The 17563-nt window shown below is 40.5% G+C and carries 19 protein-coding genes and 1 pseudogene; 9 read left to right on the top strand and 11 right to left on the bottom strand.

The window, feature by feature from the left end; all coding sequences use genetic code 11:
• Positions 1-41: 41 nt before the first annotated feature.
• A complete protein-coding gene (locus AACQ38_RS05940; protein ID WP_011146912.1) occupies positions 42-272 on the bottom strand; it encodes a DNA polymerase III subunit theta in 231 nt (76 codons plus the stop codon).
• A gap of 312 nt (positions 273-584) precedes the next feature.
• Between AACQ38_RS05940 and ftnA the strand changes: the two genes are divergently transcribed.
• The 4 genes from ftnA (at position 585) to AACQ38_RS05920 (ending at position 3118) form a co-directional block, all read left to right on the top strand.
• Positions 585-1088: a non-heme ferritin gene (gene ftnA, locus AACQ38_RS05935; protein WP_011146911.1), complete on the top strand. Its 504-nt coding sequence runs from the start codon at positions 585-587 to the stop codon at positions 1086-1088.
• Between the two features lie 194 nt (positions 1089-1282).
• A complete protein-coding gene (gene yobA / locus AACQ38_RS05930) occupies positions 1283-1669 on the top strand; it encodes a CopC domain-containing protein YobA (protein WP_011146910.1) in 387 nt (128 codons plus the stop codon).
• A gap of 2 nt (positions 1670-1671) precedes the next feature.
• Positions 1672-2565 (top strand): copper homeostasis membrane protein CopD, encoded by an 894-nt coding sequence (gene copD / locus AACQ38_RS05925; RefSeq protein WP_011146909.1) that lies wholly within the window; start codon positions 1672-1674, stop codon positions 2563-2565.
• A gap of 211 nt (positions 2566-2776) precedes the next feature.
• Positions 2777-3118, top strand: coding sequence for a YebY family protein (locus AACQ38_RS05920; protein WP_041380109.1), 342 nt, complete (start codon positions 2777-2779; stop codon positions 3116-3118).
• A 351-nt stretch (positions 3119-3469) separates the two neighbouring features.
• On the opposite strand, the gene AACQ38_RS05915 is transcribed toward AACQ38_RS05920, so the two are convergent.
• A complete protein-coding gene (locus tag AACQ38_RS05915; protein WP_011146907.1) occupies positions 3470-3712 on the bottom strand; it encodes a YebV family protein in 243 nt (80 codons plus the stop codon).
• 665 nt (positions 3713-4377) lie between these two features.
• On the opposite strand from AACQ38_RS05915, the gene AACQ38_RS05910 reads away from it, so the two are divergent.
• From AACQ38_RS05910 to htpX, 4 genes and pseudogenes are all read left to right on the top strand, one after another.
• On the top strand, positions 4378-4875 hold the full coding sequence (locus AACQ38_RS05910; RefSeq protein WP_011146906.1) for a GAF domain-containing protein: 498 nt from the start codon (positions 4378-4380) through the stop codon (positions 4873-4875).
• Between the two features lie 95 nt (positions 4876-4970).
• The gene (proQ, locus tag AACQ38_RS05905; protein WP_011146905.1) at positions 4971-5690 is read left to right on the top strand and encodes an RNA chaperone ProQ; all 720 of its coding nucleotides are present in this window, start codon (positions 4971-4973) and stop codon (positions 5688-5690) included.
• Positions 5691-5805: 115 nt separating this feature from the next.
• Positions 5806-7761 (top strand): annotated as a pseudogene (gene prc / locus AACQ38_RS05900) (carboxy terminal-processing peptidase); the annotation flags it as partial.
• Between the two features lie 329 nt (positions 7762-8090).
• Complete coding sequence (htpX, locus tag AACQ38_RS05895; RefSeq protein WP_165577663.1) at positions 8091-8978, top strand: protease HtpX; 888 nt, start codon at positions 8091-8093, stop codon at positions 8976-8978.
• A 67-nt stretch (positions 8979-9045) separates the two neighbouring features.
• Here htpX and AACQ38_RS05890 read toward each other — a convergent pair whose 3' ends face one another.
• The 4 genes from AACQ38_RS05890 to hxpB form a co-directional block, all read right to left on the bottom strand.
• Complete coding sequence (locus AACQ38_RS05890; protein WP_165577662.1) at positions 9046-10437, bottom strand: L-cystine transporter; 1392 nt, start codon at positions 10435-10437, stop codon at positions 9046-9048.
• A 187-nt stretch (positions 10438-10624) separates the two neighbouring features.
• On the bottom strand, positions 10625-11173 hold the full coding sequence (locus AACQ38_RS05885; RefSeq protein WP_011146901.1) for a metal-dependent hydrolase: 549 nt from the start codon (positions 11171-11173) through the stop codon (positions 10625-10627).
• A gap of 23 nt (positions 11174-11196) precedes the next feature.
• A complete protein-coding gene (locus AACQ38_RS05880; protein ID WP_158536477.1) occupies positions 11197-11337 on the bottom strand; it encodes a hypothetical protein in 141 nt (46 codons plus the stop codon).
• A 173-nt stretch (positions 11338-11510) separates the two neighbouring features.
• Positions 11511-12176 (bottom strand): hexitol phosphatase HxpB, encoded by a 666-nt coding sequence (hxpB, locus tag AACQ38_RS05875; protein WP_165577661.1) that lies wholly within the window; start codon positions 12174-12176, stop codon positions 11511-11513.
• Positions 12177-12362: 186 nt separating this feature from the next.
• Between hxpB and AACQ38_RS05870 the strand changes: the two genes are divergently transcribed.
• Positions 12363-12905, top strand: a complete 543-nt coding sequence (locus tag AACQ38_RS05870) for a YniB family protein (RefSeq protein WP_011146899.1) — start codon at positions 12363-12365, stop codon at positions 12903-12905.
• A 55-nt stretch (positions 12906-12960) separates the two neighbouring features.
• Here the strand turns inward: AACQ38_RS05870 and AACQ38_RS05865 are convergent, their stop codons facing one another.
• From AACQ38_RS05865 to AACQ38_RS05845, 5 genes are all read right to left on the bottom strand, one after another.
• A complete protein-coding gene (locus tag AACQ38_RS05865; protein WP_011146898.1) occupies positions 12961-13830 on the bottom strand; it encodes a fructosamine kinase family protein in 870 nt (289 codons plus the stop codon).
• 118 nt (positions 13831-13948) lie between these two features.
• Positions 13949-14836 (bottom strand): metal ABC transporter permease, encoded by an 888-nt coding sequence (locus AACQ38_RS05860; RefSeq protein ID WP_011146897.1) that lies wholly within the window; start codon positions 14834-14836, stop codon positions 13949-13951.
• A complete protein-coding gene (locus AACQ38_RS05855) occupies positions 14833-15711 on the bottom strand; it encodes a metal ABC transporter permease (RefSeq protein ID WP_011146896.1) in 879 nt (292 codons plus the stop codon). Before AACQ38_RS05855 ends, AACQ38_RS05860 begins: the two co-directional genes overlap by 4 nt.
• Positions 15708-16604 carry a manganese/iron ABC transporter ATP-binding protein gene (locus tag AACQ38_RS05850; RefSeq protein ID WP_011146895.1) on the bottom strand — a complete coding sequence of 299 codons (897 nt, stop codon included), beginning with the start codon at positions 16602-16604 and terminating at the stop codon, positions 15708-15710. The genes AACQ38_RS05855 and AACQ38_RS05850 overlap by 4 nt, the downstream gene beginning before the upstream one ends.
• Positions 16601-17470 carry a metal ABC transporter substrate-binding protein gene (locus AACQ38_RS05845; RefSeq protein ID WP_228956983.1) on the bottom strand — a complete coding sequence of 290 codons (870 nt, stop codon included), beginning with the start codon at positions 17468-17470 and terminating at the stop codon, positions 16601-16603. The genes AACQ38_RS05850 and AACQ38_RS05845 overlap by 4 nt, the downstream gene beginning before the upstream one ends.
• Positions 17471-17563: the final 93 nt, after the last annotated feature.

Genomic DNA, 17563 nt, shown 5'->3' with positions numbered 1-17563 from the left:
CACCGGTTATCCGGTGGTTATACCTAATTCTTACTGGATGATCAGCGGCCTTTGGGTTCGTAGGGTAAATTGGAAAGTTGTTTGGATAATTGGCGATAATGGACTAAACGTTGTTGAAAATATTGCCGCAGATGTTCGGGTTGTTCTTGTTCAACTGTATCAGGAAGTACTGGCATATTGTAACGTTCCTTAAAGGCTACGCCAGAAGCTGCCAAATCAACATTCACTTTGTCCATATTCTCTGTAGAAAGTTCGGCCAGATTGTGTTTCATCAGTGTCTCTCTCATTTACAAAGTGATAAAGCTAATCCAGACTGGTTTTTCTGGCAAGGTATGAATTGATTATTTTATAAAGATAAATAATATTCATTATCATTAAATATAAAAATTCCTTAATGAAGATTATTTTGTAAATGTAATTCATTTTCATTTGAATATATTAAATGAGATTCATTTTCATTTTTTTATTAAAAATATATTTATATTTCAATGTGATATCTGTTTTTGATTTATTTTTATTATTTGGTTTTATTATTTTCATTTAATTGGCATAATATAGTTCAATTAATAACTGGAGTATCTATTATGTTAAATCAAGAAGTGGTTAATAAATTAAATGAGCAGATGAATCTGGAGTTCTATTCTGCGAATTTATATCTGCAAATGAGTGCATGGTGTAGTGAACAAGGGTTACCAGGTGCCGCTGCGTTTTTTAAATCGCATTCTCAGGAAGAGATGCAGCATATGCATCGCTTGTTTGAGTATCTGAGTGATACAGGCACAATGCCACGTTTGGGGCAAATTGATGCACCTTCGGCCGATTATGAATCTATATCTCATGTACTCAATAGAACTTATGATCACGAGAGATTTATTACTGCCGAAATTAATAAACTTGCTCATTTGGCGATAACCACGCAGGATTATTCTACTTTTAATTTTCTGCAATGGTATGTAGCAGAACAGCATGAAGAAGAGAAATTGTTTAAATCTATCCTTGATAAACTGGATATGGTTGGTGAGGATGGTAAAGCACTTTTCTTATTAGATAAGGATCTGAAAGGTCTGGCTGCTGCAAATCCTGTCTAATGAAATGGAATTAATTCACCGCAGTAGTCGCAATAACTTTAGGTATTTAAAGTCAATACTGCGGTTTTCCTTTATTTTTGCGCGATAGTTCACAAGACGAAATTCTTATTGTAAGTTATCGCAGATAAAATAACTCTTTTGATATAAAATGATGACAATTCATAGAGATTCATTTGAAAATTAAGAGGTTATTGATGACCATTAGCACAATCCGCTCTTTTGGCCGAAAACTATCTGCTTTAATTGTCCTTTTTGTTGCCATATCTTGCCAGCAAGCTTTGGCCCATGCGCATTTAACAGAACAAATTCCGGCAGAAGATACTACAGTAGAAAATACACCTCAGGTGATCACGCTAAGCTTTTCGGAAGGTATTGAGCTGAGTTTTAGTAAAGTAAAAGTGATTGGTCCTGAAAATAAACCCATTAAAACGGGAAAGTTAAAGCTTGATCCGGCAACTAATACAAAACTTATTCTTCCTATCGAAGATAAACTGACGACAGGGAGATATGATGTTAACTGGAGCGTGGTCTCTGTTGATGGGCATAAGACTAAAGGTGTCTATAGCTTTACAGTGAAATAATTATGTCTCTAGCGGCGCTGTATGTTCTTTGTCGCTTCACGCATTTCGTGGCAGTTATGTTAGTGTTTGGCTTTAGCATATTTACTGCCATATTGGTTCCTGAGCGTTTATCTGTTCTGATTGATGCGCGCCTTCGTTTAGGGGTAATTATCAGTACAGTTGTGACATTAGTAACAACAATTGGATGGTTGGCAATTCAATCGGGAATAATGGGTGATGGTTGGCAGGATATTTGTAATCTAGAAATCTGGTTGGCAGTATTGGGAACAACTTTTGGTAAAGTTTGGCAATGGCAAATACTGGTTTCAATAGTTGCTACAGGGTTTTTGTTTATCAGTAAACAAAAAGTCAGAAATATTTTGATGTTAATCAGTTCTGCTGTTTTACTCTCCTGCCATGCCTTTATCGGCCATTCGGTGATGCATGATGGGATAACAGGTGTTTTTTCTCAGATTAATCAGGTAATTCACTTAGTGAGTGTTGGATACTGGTTTGGTGGATTATGGCCGTTTTTGTTATGCTTGCAATTTTTACGGATACAAAATGAATTGGCTATAGGGTTGGATAAACAGATTATGATCTCTATGATGCGTTTTTCCACATATGGTCACGTTGCTGTAACCCTGATTATCATTACTGGCATTATAAGCAGCTTAATTTTGCTGCCGAACTGGCCGAAATATAGCGGTAGTGAATATCAATCCATGCTATGGCTGAAGATAGCATTGGTGGTGGGTATGGTGATGCTTGCATTAATTAACCGCTATATCCTGGTTCCTAAACTGAAGCAACCTGGCCGCTATCAATTGTTGATTATCAATAGTTGGGTTGAAATTATTCTTGGGGCATTGGTTCTATTATGTGTTGCTGTTTTTGCTACTTATCAGCCGATTTGATGTTCTTAATTAAGCGCCTATCTCAATATACCCTATGGATTTCAAGATCCATTTCGCTTGCTTTTATACCCGTCATCTTTCAAGTTGCCTCTTTGTTGGCTGCACTCCCTCACCCCGGTCACATCGTTATCTATGCTCCCGGGGATTCGCTCCCTTGCCGTCGCGATGCAGCTTGAAATCTATAAGGTATATATCTACATTGGTAACTATTATGAAACGTTTACTTTTATTACTTTCCTTATTTTGTCTCTCTTTTCAAAATGTTGCTGCACCGATTGAAACGGTGAGTAAACTACAATTTGGTGATAAATGGGCATTTACGCGGGAAGAGGTGATGTTGGATTGCCGAGCAAATAAGGCTCTGTTTGTGATTAATCCAAGTACGTTAGTGCAATACCCATTGAATGATATAGCCACGGATATGATGAAGGTAGGGAAAGTGAATGCTAAGTCTTTGGATATTATTCTATTGGCTGATAGCAAAAATCCGACTCAAAAAATGAGTATAGAGCCATTCCAACAAGCCGCTTTAGCATTGTGCGATAAGAGATAATGTCATTGAGTAAGCAATATACCCGTTATCTTTCAAGTTGCCTCTTTGTTGGCTGCGCTCGCTCACCCCGGTCACATCGTTATCTATGCTCCCGGGGATTCACTCTCTTGCCGTCGCGATGCATCTTGAAATCCGTAGGGTATAGCGTCTATTTTGGCTTAATGGAAGATGTTGTTTTTGATTATTTATTATCCAAAAAGTTGGTAAAAGGCAAGTATGTCAGCTATTCTTTAAATTGTAAGTTGTTTTTCGTCTCAATGACACTTTTAGCGCACGGCTCTTAAGAGCCATTTTCCCTAGGCCGAGTAGAGGAGTCAACTCGGCCTTTTTTTATCACAAGTTTTGTGGACATCAGACCACCCTCATAACCCATGCATGTTTTTGTCTATCATAATGCTTTCGGTAGAGAAGAATGTGTTTATCGTTGAGTAAGGCGGGAATACTGGTATGTTCATCCCATCCATCCAACTGCATACAAAGTTCCTGGTCGGAATTACAAGGAATACTAATGGTGATATCGTCTTCTTGGGAAGGTGAAGAGAGAATAGCATCATCAATTTCGTAGCTGGAAATTCTTAATTTTGTCTGGTTCATTATCGCTCCTTAACTTTTAGATAACAGGTAAGACCAGTGGGGCCATCATTGAGAATAGATCAAATAGCTGAGATTGCCAGTAATAATATTTTCTGTGTTGGATAATCGGTAGATGATATTGCTGTTATAATGATCTGTTCTAAAACTTACTCTTGTCATATTGCTTTTTTTATCTCTGCTATTCTTTGACCTTTTATACATTCAGTAGGAAATATTTATTTGGTGTGGTAGTAAGGACTCAAAGTGTTGGTGATGGTGTGGTAACTGCAATAATTCTATGGATAAATTGTTTGAATGTTTTGTTTTTTTACTACACCACTAGTCAACTCTCAAATGAAAGAGGCTAATGAACGACACTACTATCAGATAATTGATCTTTATAATTGTGTAAGAACTCAATTTGATTTTATTGTATGAGGGCATAGAGGCACTAACAGTGAATCATATTCATACTGGTTGTACCTCTGATAATGTTTTGGTGAAGTAGTGTTATCTCACTAGCCTTTGCAAGCACTTAATAAATATAATTAAAGAATATCTTATTAAAGGCAGTAAAAAATTTACGTCAGTGTGACAGACTGTTAACCTTATTGTTATGGGCATTTGATGTTTTTTTGATATAAAAATAGAGATGCGTTTTGTGAATTTCATCGGATAGGTCAATTATGAATAAAAATGAGTTCTATCGGGAGCTTACGGGGGACCTAAAAGCTCTGTTGTCTGGTGAGTATGACTTAATAGCGACGCTGGCTAATGCCAGTGCATTGTTGTATGAACGTTTGCATGACGTTAACTGGGTTGGCTTTTACTTGATTGATGGTAATACGTTGGTGTTAGGCCCATTTCAAGGAAAAGTTGCTTGTGTCAGAATACCTGTTGGCAAGGGGGTATGCGGAACGGCTGTATTGGAAAAGCGTATCCAGCGTGTTGATGATGTTCATGCGTTCCCTGGTCATATCGCCTGTGATGTTGCTAGTAACGCTGAAATTGTGTTGCCGTTGATCGTAAGCGATAGAATTATCGGTGTATTGGATATTGATAGTACGGTCTTTAATAGGTTCGACGAGAAAGACGAATTTGGCTTACAAGCTCTTATTGATGGGCTTTGTGCTCATTTAGAACAGTGCGTTGTGCCGAAATATGTTGAATTGAATGTAACTTAACATATGGATAACGTGGCATTTATCAGCAACGCTATTATAATGACGCCAGTTCATGCCTATGCTGGTTGGCAAAACCGTTGTAATCAGGAAATTTCATGGAAAATCAACCTAAGTTGAATAGTAGTAAAGAGATTATTGCTTTTTTAGCTGAGCGTTTCCCGCTCTGTTTCGTAGCCGAAGGTGAAGCTCGTCCCTTAAAGATCGGTATTTTTCAAGATATCGTTGAACGTATTCAGGACGAAGAGTGTTTAAGTAAAACACAACTGCGCTCCGCCTTACGTCTGTACACATCAAGTTGGCGTTACCTGTATGGTGTGAAAGAAGGTGCCCAGCGTGTTGACCTTGATGGTAATTCATGCGGTGAATTGGAAGCGGAACACATTGAGCACGCTCTCCAGCAACTGACTGAAGCCAAAGCACGGGTTCAGGCACAGCGTGCAGAGCAAAGAGCTAAAAAACGTGAAGCTGAAAATGTGGCTGCTGGTGAAAAAAATGAACGGCCCACAGCCAAGAAACCCGCTCCTCGTCGCCGTGCTAATAATACTGAGGGGGAAAAGCGGCAGCCACCACGCCCGCAAAAGCGCCCTCAGCAAGCACGTAAACCAGTTGCTAAACCTGTTCAAGCTAAACCTATTCAAGCTGCACCGATTCAGATTGTCGATGTTTCATCGCTGAAAATTGGTCAGGAAATTAAAGTAAGAGTGGGTAAAAGTTCAGTGGATGCTTCTGTGCTTGAAGTCGCCAAAGATGGTGTACGGGTACAATTGCCTTCCGGTTTGGCAATGATTGTACGCGCAGAACATTTACAGTTCTGATACGGAGGCCGACCTGGGCATGAACAAATTCGTCAGACTGGCTTTTGTCTTAGGTGTTTCAATTTTTGGTACTTGTTATGCAAATACAAACAGTCCAGTGGCTGTTCCTGTTGGTATTGAACAATTACCTATATTGAAGCAAGAACCTCAGCATTCAACAGTTAGCGAGCGGGTAACATCCCGCTTCACTCGTTCTCATTATCGCCAATTTGATTTAAATGGTGATTTTTCGGCAAAAATATTTGACCGCTATCTCAATATACTGGATTACAGCCATAACATATTATTGGCGTCAGATGTTGCTCAGTATGCCGATAAGAAAAAGTTGTTAGGCAAGGAATTGGAAAATGGGAATCTGGAAATTCCGTATGACTTGTTTAATTTGTTACAGAAACGTCGCTTTGAGCGTTATCAGTACGCTTTATCGCGTCTTGAACAGCCAATGAGTTTTGATGGTAACGATACAATTGATGTTGATCGTTCCAAAGCCCCTTGGCCACAGAGTGTGGAAGAGCTAAATAAACTTTGGGATGCTAAAGTTAAATATGATTGGCTCAACCTCAAGCTCAGCGGCAAAGAGGACAATAAAATCAAAGAGATGCTTACCAAACGCTATCAATCCGCGTTAAAACGTCTGACACAAAGCCAGAGTGAAGATGTTTTCCAATTGATTATGACAGCGTTTGCCCGTGAAATTGATCCTCATACCAATTATCTTTCACCACGCAATACTGAACAGTTTAACTCAGAAATGAGTCTTTCCCTGGAAGGGATTGGTGCTGTTTTGCAAATAGATGATGACTACACGGTTATAAATTCTTTGGTTGCTGGTGGACCTGCTGCTAAAAGCAAAGCACTAAACGTAGGTGATAAGATTATCGGCGTTGCCCAGTCAGGAAAGTCTATGGTGGATATTATTGGCTGGCGTTTGGATGATGTGGTTGCGCTGATTAAAGGACCTAAAGGGAGCAAAGTACGGCTTGAGGTTGTTTCTGATACCAAAGGGGCAAAACCACGTACTGTTATTTTAACTCGCGAACAGATCCGTTTGGAAGATCGGGCTGTGAAGATGTCAGTTAAGACAATCGGTCAGGAAAAAGTGGGCGTGCTTGATATCCCCGGTTTTTATGTTGGTTTGACTGATAATGTTAAAACTCAATTACAAAAACTGACCAAACAGCATGTCAGTGCTATTGTCATTGATTTGCGTAGCAATGGTGGTGGTGCACTGACAGAGGCGGTTTCTTTATCAGGCTTGTTTCTCCCAAGTGGCCCGGTTGTCCAGGTTAGAGATAATAATGGGAAAGTTCGTCAGGATTCTGATACTGATGAAGTGGTGTACTATAAAGGACCTTTGGTTGTTCTGGTGGACCATTTTAGTGCTTCTGCTTCTGAAATTTTTGCCGCAGCAATGCAGGATTATGGGCGAGCGTTGATTGTTGGTGAACCGACTTTTGGTAAAGGTACAGTTCAGCAATACCGTTCTTTGAGTCGTATTTATGATCAAATGATGCGCCCTGATTGGCCATCACTGGGGTCTGTCCAATATACGATTCAGAAGTTTTATCGTGTGGATGGCGGTAGTACTCAGCGTAAAGGGGTGACTCCTGATATCGTAATGCCTACGGGGGTTGATCCGGCAGAAACCGGCGAAAGTTTCGAAGATAATGCTTTGCCTTGGGATAGCATTCCTCCTGCCCGTTATACAGGGTCTAAAGTTATTGCTGCATTGGTTCCTCAGTTGAATGTTGTTCACAATATCCGCATTACAACTGATCCAGAATTCAAGTATATCAATGAGGATATTGCTCACTATAAGGCGCTGAAAGAGCATAAAAATATTGTTTCTCTGAACTATGCACAAAGAGAAAAAGAAAATAAAGAAGCGGATGCTCTGAAGTTGAATCGCATAAATGATCGCTTTAAACGCGAAGGTAAAAAACCGTTAACTTCACTGGATGATTTGCCTAAAGATTATCAGGGGCCAGATCCCTATCTTGATGAATCAGTGAAGATTGCACTTGATTTAGCGCACCAACCTGCTGAGAAAATGTTGGCTAAATCTAAGTAAAATAATGGGTTAAAGCTTGTTAATGATTAATGTCCAATATCGTTCGCTTGGGATGTTTTGAGTGAACGATATTGTGCTGTCAGTAATATGAACAGTCTTTTTCTTTTCAGGAAAGATGAATTATTTCACATTTTCTCAGCATTACCAGGTATTAGCGTGTTTTGTTTAACCAATTGGTGTTAGGCTAATGTAGGTTTTTTTATGATTTTGTAAAGTTGTGTTGGTTTTATCGCTTAACAGGCTAAAAGCCTTGAATATAGTAAGAACAGCCTTATTTATAGAGTAGTTCTGAAAGTGCATTGATTTATTAATAAAGGAAGCCGGTTTTTATGATGCGAATTGTTTTGTTCCTCCTCACTAACCTCGCTGTTATGTTGGTGTTCGGGATAATACTTTCTTTGACAGGAATTCAGGGGAGTAGTGTACAAGGTTTGATGATTATGGCTGGCCTGTTCGGTTTCGGTGGGGCGTTTGTTTCTCTGCTGATGTCCAAATGGATGGCCCTGCGTTCTGTGGGTGGTCAGGTCATCGAACAGCCAGCAAACGAAGTTGAACATTGGTTAGTTGAAACTGTTCGCCGTCAAGCGGAACAAGTCAATATTGCCATGCCCCAGGTTGCGATTTATGCCGCGTCTGATATTAACGCATTCGCTACCGGAGCGCGTCGTAATGCTTCTCTGGTTGCTGTCAGCAGCGGTCTATTGGATAACATGAGTAGGGCAGAAGCAGAAGCTGTTATTGCTCATGAGATTAGTCATATTGCTAATGGTGATATGGTGACGATGACCTTGTTGCAAGGGATAGTAAATACTTTCGTTATCTTTATTTCCCGTCTACTGGCTCAAGCTGTATCAAGTTTCCTGTCTGGCAATAGTGACGAGGAAGAGAGTAACTCCTCTGGCAATCCGATTGTTTACATGGTTGCTTCAATGGTGTTGGAAATAGTATTTGGTATTCTGGCGAGCATTATCACGATGTGGTTCTCGCGTTATCGCGAATTCCATGCAGATGCAGGTTCTGCTAAGTTGGTCGGTCGTGAGAAAATGATCGCTGCTTTACAGCGTCTGAAAACCAGTTATGAACCGCAGGAAGAAGGCAGTATGATGGCGTTCTGTATTAATGGTAAATCAAAGACATTCAGTGAGCTGTTCATGTCTCACCCGCCATTGGACAAACGTATTGAAGCACTGCGTAGTGGGCAATACCTGAATAAATAATATTGTGAATCAAATAAAAGCCGGGGAAATCAAATCCCGGCTTTTTTACAGTTTTTGAAGTTTTAAATTATAGCTGACTTAATTCAACATGTTCTTCCTGATCGAAGATAGTTTTATCAGTTTGTCCCATCAGTTGGCTGGTAATAGTGCCAGCAGTCATTGAACCACTTACATTCAGTGCCGTACGGCCCATATCAATGAGAGGCTCAACAGAAATCAATAAAGCAATCAACGTTACAGGTAATCCCATTGCGGGTAAGACAATCAGTGCTGCAAACGTAGCACCGCCACCCACACCGGCAACGCCAGCAGAGCTGATAGTGACAATGCCAACGAGTGTTGCAATCCACATCGGGTCGAGTGGGTTTATGCCCACTGTTGGCGCAACCATTGCGGCCAACATGGCGGGATAAATCCCGGCACAGCCATTCTGACCGATTGTTGCTCCAAAAGATGCTGAAAAGCTGGCGATTGATTCTGGTACGCCAATACGGAGTGTCTGGGTTTCGACATTCAGTGGAATACTGGCAGCACTGGAACGGCTGCTGAATGCAAAAGTCAACACTGGCCAAGTTTTTTTGAAAAATCTGAGTGGATTGATGCCGAAGAGAGAAAGTAGAAACCCATGAGCAACAAATACTAGTGCTAGTGCAATGTAGGATGCGATAACAAAGGTTCCCAGTTTTGCAATTTCATAGATATTAGAGTTGGCGACAACTTTGGTCATCAGGGCCATAACACCATACGGTGTTAAGCGCATAACCAGACGAACCAGTTTCATTACCCATGCCTGTATAGTGTCAATAGCGATTAATATGCGTTCACCCCTCTCATGATCATCTTTCAACATTTGCAGGGCAGCGATACCTAAGAAGGTTGCAAAAATAACAATGCTGATAACAGAAGTTGGGTTAGCGCCGGTTAAATCTGCGAACGGATTTTTAGGAATAAAAGATAAAATCAATTGTGGTACAGATAAGTCAGAGACTTTGCTGACATAGTTGTTTTCGATAGCAGACAGACGTGTTGTTTCTTGGGGACCTTGAATCAGACCTTCAGCAGTCAGGCCGAACAGGTTGATAATCATGATACCGATAAGCGCTGCAATCATTGTCGTGAATAACAACGTCCCGATAGTCAGAAAGCTGATTTTTCCTAGAGAAGATGCTTTGTGTAATTTGGCAACTGCACTCAAAATAGAGGCAAATACCAGAGGCATAATGACCATTTGTAGAAGTTGTACGTAGCCATTACCTACAATGTTGAACCATGATATGGATTCCTTCACTATGGTATTATCAGAACCATAAACTAGTTGCAGTGCTAAGCCAAAAATAATGCCAATGGCAAGGCCCGCAAAAACCTTTTTCGACAGGTTCCATTGCCGTGAACTGGCTTTTGACAATAGCAAAAGCAGTGCTACGAAGACGAGCACATTCGAAATGAGTGGTAAATTCATCCCCAAACTCCAGAATTCAATTTAGTTAAGTTATAAGTTGTATCGAATCGTGTAGGTTTGCAAACGAACACATTACAACAAGCAGTTGGGGAATATAGTATCAGCTTAAACTATTCTCATTTATAACTATAAAGAATTTAATATAACAAATGTGACTTTTAAGATTTATTTTTAGTCAATTAAAGCATTAGAAATAGAGATCTTTGATGCGATTTATATAAAAAAGTATAGAAGATTCAATATCTTCTGGTAGAAAAACGGCAATGACAATTAATAAGGCAGAAATAAACCTTTCTGCTTTCTTATTTCCTTGCTTGCCAAGCACAGGTAGACAGAAACGTATTTTGATTGGCCATAATAACGGCACACCAGCAGGTGTTAGCATATCTGCAATCAGATGGCTCAAATAGCCAACAATCATGGCATGAAAAAAATCAGTTGGGATTAGCCACTCTTCGGGGATTTTTAGCCAAAATAAAGTAATCCCTAATATGAGAGCAAGTAAACTGTGAGTAAAGCCTCTATGACCACAGAGTTTGGCAATAGGAATGGAGATAAATCTGAATAATCTACCCAAGGTTGAATTAGGGTGATCGATATCGGGTAACAAGGCAGTAAGCAGTACCCCTGGTAGCATATGCAGCCAATCTCCATTAGCTATCTCTGGTGTTATTTCTAGCTTGTGTGCCAAGATAATGCTGGCAACTGAAAATAAAAGATGCCCTTCTGCGGTCATAAATTCCTCTGACTAATAACTGTCTATCCATACAGTCGGCGAAGTATAGAGGGTTTTATGTGGGTAAGATAGAGGGTGAAAAGCAAAAATATCTTATTTATTAATATATACCCGTCATCTTTCAAGTTGCCTCTTTGTTGGCTGCACTCACTCACCCCAGTCACATAGTTAGCTATGCTCCCGGGGATTCGCTCCCTTGCCGTCGCGATGCAGCTTGAAATCCATAGGGTATATAGCGTTAATTTTTTGTTTGACAGAATAAGACATAAGCGCTATGGCTGCTATGTGAACAATAAGAAGCTGCCATCGGCATAAGTGATGGCAGCTAAAGTGATAATCAGGTGATGTTCATGGCAGTGAGTTGTTCGAGAGAATGCAGTTTAATATCTGCGAGAACCCAACGTGGATCATCAAAGTGATGAGCAGATGGCACAACGATTGAACGCATTCTTGCAGCTTTTGTTGCTATCATTCCATTGAATGAATCTTCCAGGGCCACACAATTTATCGGAGCGACATCCAATTGTTCAGCAGCGCGTAAATAAACTTCGGGATTAGGTTTACTGTGAGGTAATTTGGCAGCAGAAACGACAGTATCAAAATAGTGATTAAGACTGAACATTTCGAGTACTTGTTCCAGCATATATTGTGGAGAAGCTGAGGCCAGGCCGATTTTCAGTCCTTGTTTGCGGCAAAGGTTTAAAGCATATTCAACACCTGGGAGTAAGGGACGGTTTTCTTTTACCAAATCGATAACATGGTCGGTAATTCGCTGTTCCACGTCTGATTTTGATACCCCTTGCCAGGGAGAAGCCTGGTACCAAAGTTCCACAACTTGATCAATTCGCAACCCAAGAGTATCTGGTAGTTTTTCTGCTAAAGAAAAATCCAGACCTAATTCACTAAATACTTCTTTTTCTCCTTGGGTCCAATAGGGTTCAGAGTCAATCAGTAAGCCGTCCATATCGAAAATGGCCGCTTTTATTGGTAAATGAAAAGACATTTAAGTATCTCTCTCTGGTCAGACAGTTAGCGAAAGCTGATTGTAACAATCTCAGTAGGTGAAATCTTTTCCTGATCGGGAACATGGTAAGAAATGCTTAGTTAATTAAATATAAAGTTAAATTTGGTGATTGATGGGCTATGATTAGCCAAAAATAAAATCTGCTTATTGTTATGAGGGGTATCGATGACTTACCAAAAAGCCGGATACATCGCTATTATTAAGCGAGTTTTAGGTTGGATGATTTTTGTTCCGGCACTTTTATCGACTATTGTTTCTGTGATTAACCTTGCCTGGTTGCACGGTATTAAAGGTGATGGTATCAATGCTGTTTTGGATGATTTCCTGAAAATGATGGCTGAAGTGGTGCGTTTTAATACCCCATTTCTGGATTTCTTCTGGAAAAATTCACCAACACCTGATCGTCTGGCTGGTTTTACCGGATCAACGCTTGGTTTCCTGATTATCTATTTTCTTATTTTTTTCGGCCTTGCTATGAATGCGTCAGGTCAACGGATATACAGACAAGTGAAGTTTATACGAGAAAACATTGAAGATCAGCTTATTATTGAAAAAGCTAAAGGCAATGATAGCCTGACAAGAGAACAGATTGAATTAAAAATTAAACTTCCTCGTCATACATTGTTCAGTCAGATTTATATCTTATATATTTCACCGGTAATTATCGGTGCAATTTTTTATTTTCTATTGAAAATCTTAGGCTGGTAGATTCTCCGGTTGGCTATAGCTGCGGAATAAGTATTTTCGCAGCCTGATTGCCCATCTATTGGCTATTTTCAGTCAAAATATTATCGATAATATTTTGAGCCGTAATAAGATTATCACCACCAAATAGATTACACCGGTTAAGCAAATAATAGAGCTGATATACAGGTTGCCGTTCAATAAAGTTGGTAGGGAGTGGCCATATACTCTGATAGCCATCAAAAATTTGCATTGGTAAATCAGGGTATAACGGTAACATAGCGAAATCACATTCACGATCTCCCCAATAACAGGCTGGGTCGAAGGCAACGGCTTGGTCATCCAGCGAAGCACAATTAGCAGGCCAGAGATCGCCATGTAACAGAGAGGGTTGTGGCTGATGGTGTTGAAGTTTGTTACTTATAGCTTGAACGATATTGTCAATATCACCAAATATCATGTTTTTTTCTGCTGCGATTTGTAATTGCCAACCAACCCGCTTTTCCGCATAAAATTGATGCCAACGTCGTTGCCAGCTATTAGGTTGTGGAGTTGTTGCCAGCATATTGTCAAAATCAAAGCCGAATTGAGGTTGTTCACTCCATTGATGAAGTTTTGCCAGTTGTTGACCGAAGCAATAGGCACTGTGAAGGTCAAAAGATTTTAAAGGCAGAAATTCAAGCAATAGAAAGCTATGGTCACGAGTGTTGCCAATACCATAAACAGTTGGAACACGGATAGTTTGGCTGCGTGCCAGGAGTTCAAGCTGTTCTGATTCTGCTTTGAAGACAGGGAGCATTTCGCGCAGATTTGATTTGACAAAAACTTGTTGTTTTCCATGTGTGACTCGCCAAGCTTGGTGGATGTCTCCTCCGGCTAACTCAGTTTTATCGTGAATTTCAGCAACACCGAAATGTTCGTTTAACAAACGATTTACTGTCTGCCACATGGTTCACCTCTCTATGTCGTCAATTACTTTATGAACAATTATAGTCAGAGAAAACATATGATCAGGTAAAAAAGATGATTAACAGGGTTATATCTCAAAACAGATATAACCCTTTTTGTTATTGATTGGGCTCGTTAGAGATTTGTAGGGCTGCTTGATACGTTTTACGTTTGGATTTTGCTCTTACAAGTTTTATCTGACTGTAAGCCAGTGCCAGTGTAAAGAAGATAGCCTGAACAATAACAATGCATGGCCCCGTTGCACCATCAATGTGGAAACTGATCAGAGTACCCAGGACACTGGAACTGACTGATGCAATGATAGCGACAATTAACATTCGGTCAAAACTGCGGCATAACATGAAAGCGATAATGCCTGGTGATATCAACATTGCGATAACCAAAATCATTCCCACGGCTTGCAGGGAAGCGACGATGGTCATGGACAGCAGGCAAAGCAAACCGTAATGCAAAAGTTTAACAGGCAATCCTACTACGCGTGCTTGGTTCGGATCGAAGCAATAAAGCATGAAGTCTTTGCGCTTTAGCAGTATCACCGCCATAGTGATGCAGGTAATCCATAATGTTTGATGCAACTCATCTTTAGTGATCCCTAGTATATTTCCGAACAGAATATGAGTCAGATGTTGGTCGGTATCTATGCGGGCAAAAAGAACTAAACCAAAGGCAAACATGCCTGAAAAAACAATTCCCATGACAGTATCTTCTTTTATCCGGCTATGTTCTTTCAGATATCCTGTTGCAACAGCACAAAAGATACCGGAAAGGAATGCGCCAATAGCCAGCGGTATACCGGCAGCAAAAGCCAGCACAATACCTGGTAATACCGCGTGAGAAATGGCGTCCCCCATTAACGACCAGCCTTTAAGAACCAGATAACAAGAGAGTATTGCACATACCGCGCCTGTTACAATCGCTGCGAATATTGCCCGTTGCATAAATGGAAACATAAACGGCTCAGTGAGTAACTGTGTCAACTCATTCATAATTGTGTTGTCTCCTGAGCCAAGGCTGAGGATTCTTTTCTGGCACGTATACGTGAAGCGAATAGCCCATGCTTTGGTGCAAAGAAGAATGCTAGTAGGAAAATAATGGTTTGCAGCGTGACAATGACACCACCAGTAGCGCCGTTAAGGAAGAAGCTTAGGTAAGCGCCAAATGCACTGGTCAGGGAACCAATAGTAACGGCAATGATCAGCAGGTGCTTAAAACGATCTGTTAATAAGTAAGCTGTTGCGCCTGGAGTGACAACCATTGCAATCACCAGAATAGCGCCGACAGTTTGTAAGGCTGCGACAGTACAAGCACTCAACAAAGTAAAAAAAATGATTTTCATCCGCAAGGGAGATAAGCCGATAGAGCGAGCATGCGTTTCATCAAAAAATACAATTAGCAAATCTTTCCAGATAAACATGAGCACGATAAATGAAATCGCAATAATGATTTCAACTTGGAGAACATCTTCATCCGCGATGCCAAGGATATTGCCGAAAATAATAGTTTGTACGTTAACTGATGTAGGATTGAGGGAAACGATTAATAAGCCGGCCGCAAAGAAAGTGGAAAAAATGAACCCGATTACTGCATCTTCACGTAACCGAGTGATATGACGAACTAAAGTCATAGATAGAGCTGCCAGCATTCCGGTAAAAAAAGCACCACCTGCATAAGGAAGACCCAGCGCATAAGCACCAGCGACGCCAGGCACAACTGAGTGAGAGAGCGCGTCTCCCATCAATGACCAGCCTTTTAACATCAGGTAGGAAGAAAGGAAGGCACAGACAGCACCGACAATGGCACTAACCCAGATGGCTTTTACCATGTAATTATAGTGAAAAGGTTGCAGCAAAAGTTCTGTCATGATTGACGCTTCTCCTTATGCTGACCCTGCCTTGGCGGAACATGATGATCACGACCATAAAATACGGCTGCGCGTTCATCATCAGTAATAACAGTCAAGGAGCGTGGATCATCATCATCATGTAATTCCGGACCGGATAGATTAATATGACGAAGCACGCCACCAAAAGTCATCTCTAAATTTTTTTGGGTGAACGTTGTTTCTGTTGGGCCACTTGCTAGAACCGTTCGGTTGATGAGGATAACATGATCGCAGAATTCAGGCACGCTACCGAGGTTATGTGTAGAAACCAGAACTAGATGGCCCTCATCACGTAAATCACACAACAGGTCGATGATGGCATTCTCTGTTTTTACATCAACACCAGTAAAAGGTTCATCTAGTAATAGAACTTTACCTTCCTGAGCCAGAGCCCTTGCAAGAAAAACCCGTTTTTTCTGTCCGCCTGAGAGTTCGCCAATCTGTCGGTTGCGTAAGGCCGTTAAGCCGACACGTTCAAGTGCTTTATCAACAGCTTGGTGATCTCTTTTACTTGGGATTCTCAGGAATCCCATTTTCCCATAGCGGCCCATCATAACGACATCAGAAACCAATACTGGAAAGTTCCAGTCGACTTCTTCTGTTTGAGGGACATATGCAATAATATTTTTCTTCAAAGCATTTTTGACTGGCATATCACTCAGCGTTACTTTTCCCTGAGATGGACTTACCAGTCCCATGATAGTCTTAAACAATGTGGATTTACCACTACCGTTAATGCCCACCAACGCACAAATAGTTCCACCGGTGATAGAAAAACTTGCATCATAAATAGCTGTGTGACCGTTGTTATAAGTCACAGTGGCGTCATCAACGACTAAATGAGGACGTTCGAACAGTATATTGCTATTCATTGATTAAATCCTTTTGCGATTGTATCTACAGTTTTGTTCAGTAAATCAATATAAGTTGGTACTGGGCCACTACTGCCGGAGAGTGAATCTACATAAAGAACGCCACCATAACGGGCATCTGTTTCTTTACTGACTTGTTTAGCCGGTTTATCTGAAATTGTACTTTCGCTAAATACAACGGGGATTTTGTTTGCTCTTACAGTATCAATGACATGACGAACTTGTTGTGGTGAACCTTGTTCTTCCGCATTAATTGGCCATAGATAAACTTCCTTGAATTGGTAATCTTTAGCTAAATAGCTAAAAGCCCCTTCACTAGTGACTAGCCAACGCTGATCCTGTGGAATACGGGAAAGACGTTCTCTCAGTGGAGAATCCAGTTGTGCGATTTTTTCAGCATAGGCTTTGGCATTCTTATTATAAGTTTCTGTATTTTTAGGATCGTATTTCACAAATGCTTGGCGAATATTCTCAATATAGATTAAAGCATTTGTGGGTGACATCCAGGCGTGGGGATTAGGGTTCCCGTTGTAAGGCCCTTCACGGATAGGGAGTGGTTCAATGCCGTCAGTAATAACAACGGCAGGTACATCTTTAAGGTTTTCAAAGAAGCGTTCAAACCAGCGTTCTAGATTTAGCCCATTCCAAAGGATCAAATCAGCATGTTGAGATTTTATAATATCTTTGGGAGTGGGTTGGTAATCATGGATTTCGGCACCAGGTTTAGTAATTGATTCAACAATTGCTGCATCACCCGCTACATTTTGTGCGATATCTTGAATGATAGTAAAGGTCGTGACAACTTTAAATTGTTTGGCGGCGGATACCGGATGACTAAATAGAATGACAGATAAGAGAATCAACATAATTCCCAGAACAGGAGGAGAAAGTAACAGCAGAGAAAGTTTTTTCTTCATAAATTCAAACCTTACTTGTTATAAGTATATGATAACGATTAT

The organism is Photorhabdus sp. RW14-46 (assembly GCF_963887965.1).
GTDB classification, from domain to species: domain Bacteria; phylum Pseudomonadota; class Gammaproteobacteria; order Enterobacterales; family Enterobacteriaceae; genus Photorhabdus; species Photorhabdus laumondii.
This window is presented reverse-complemented; position numbering and strand designations above follow the sequence as displayed.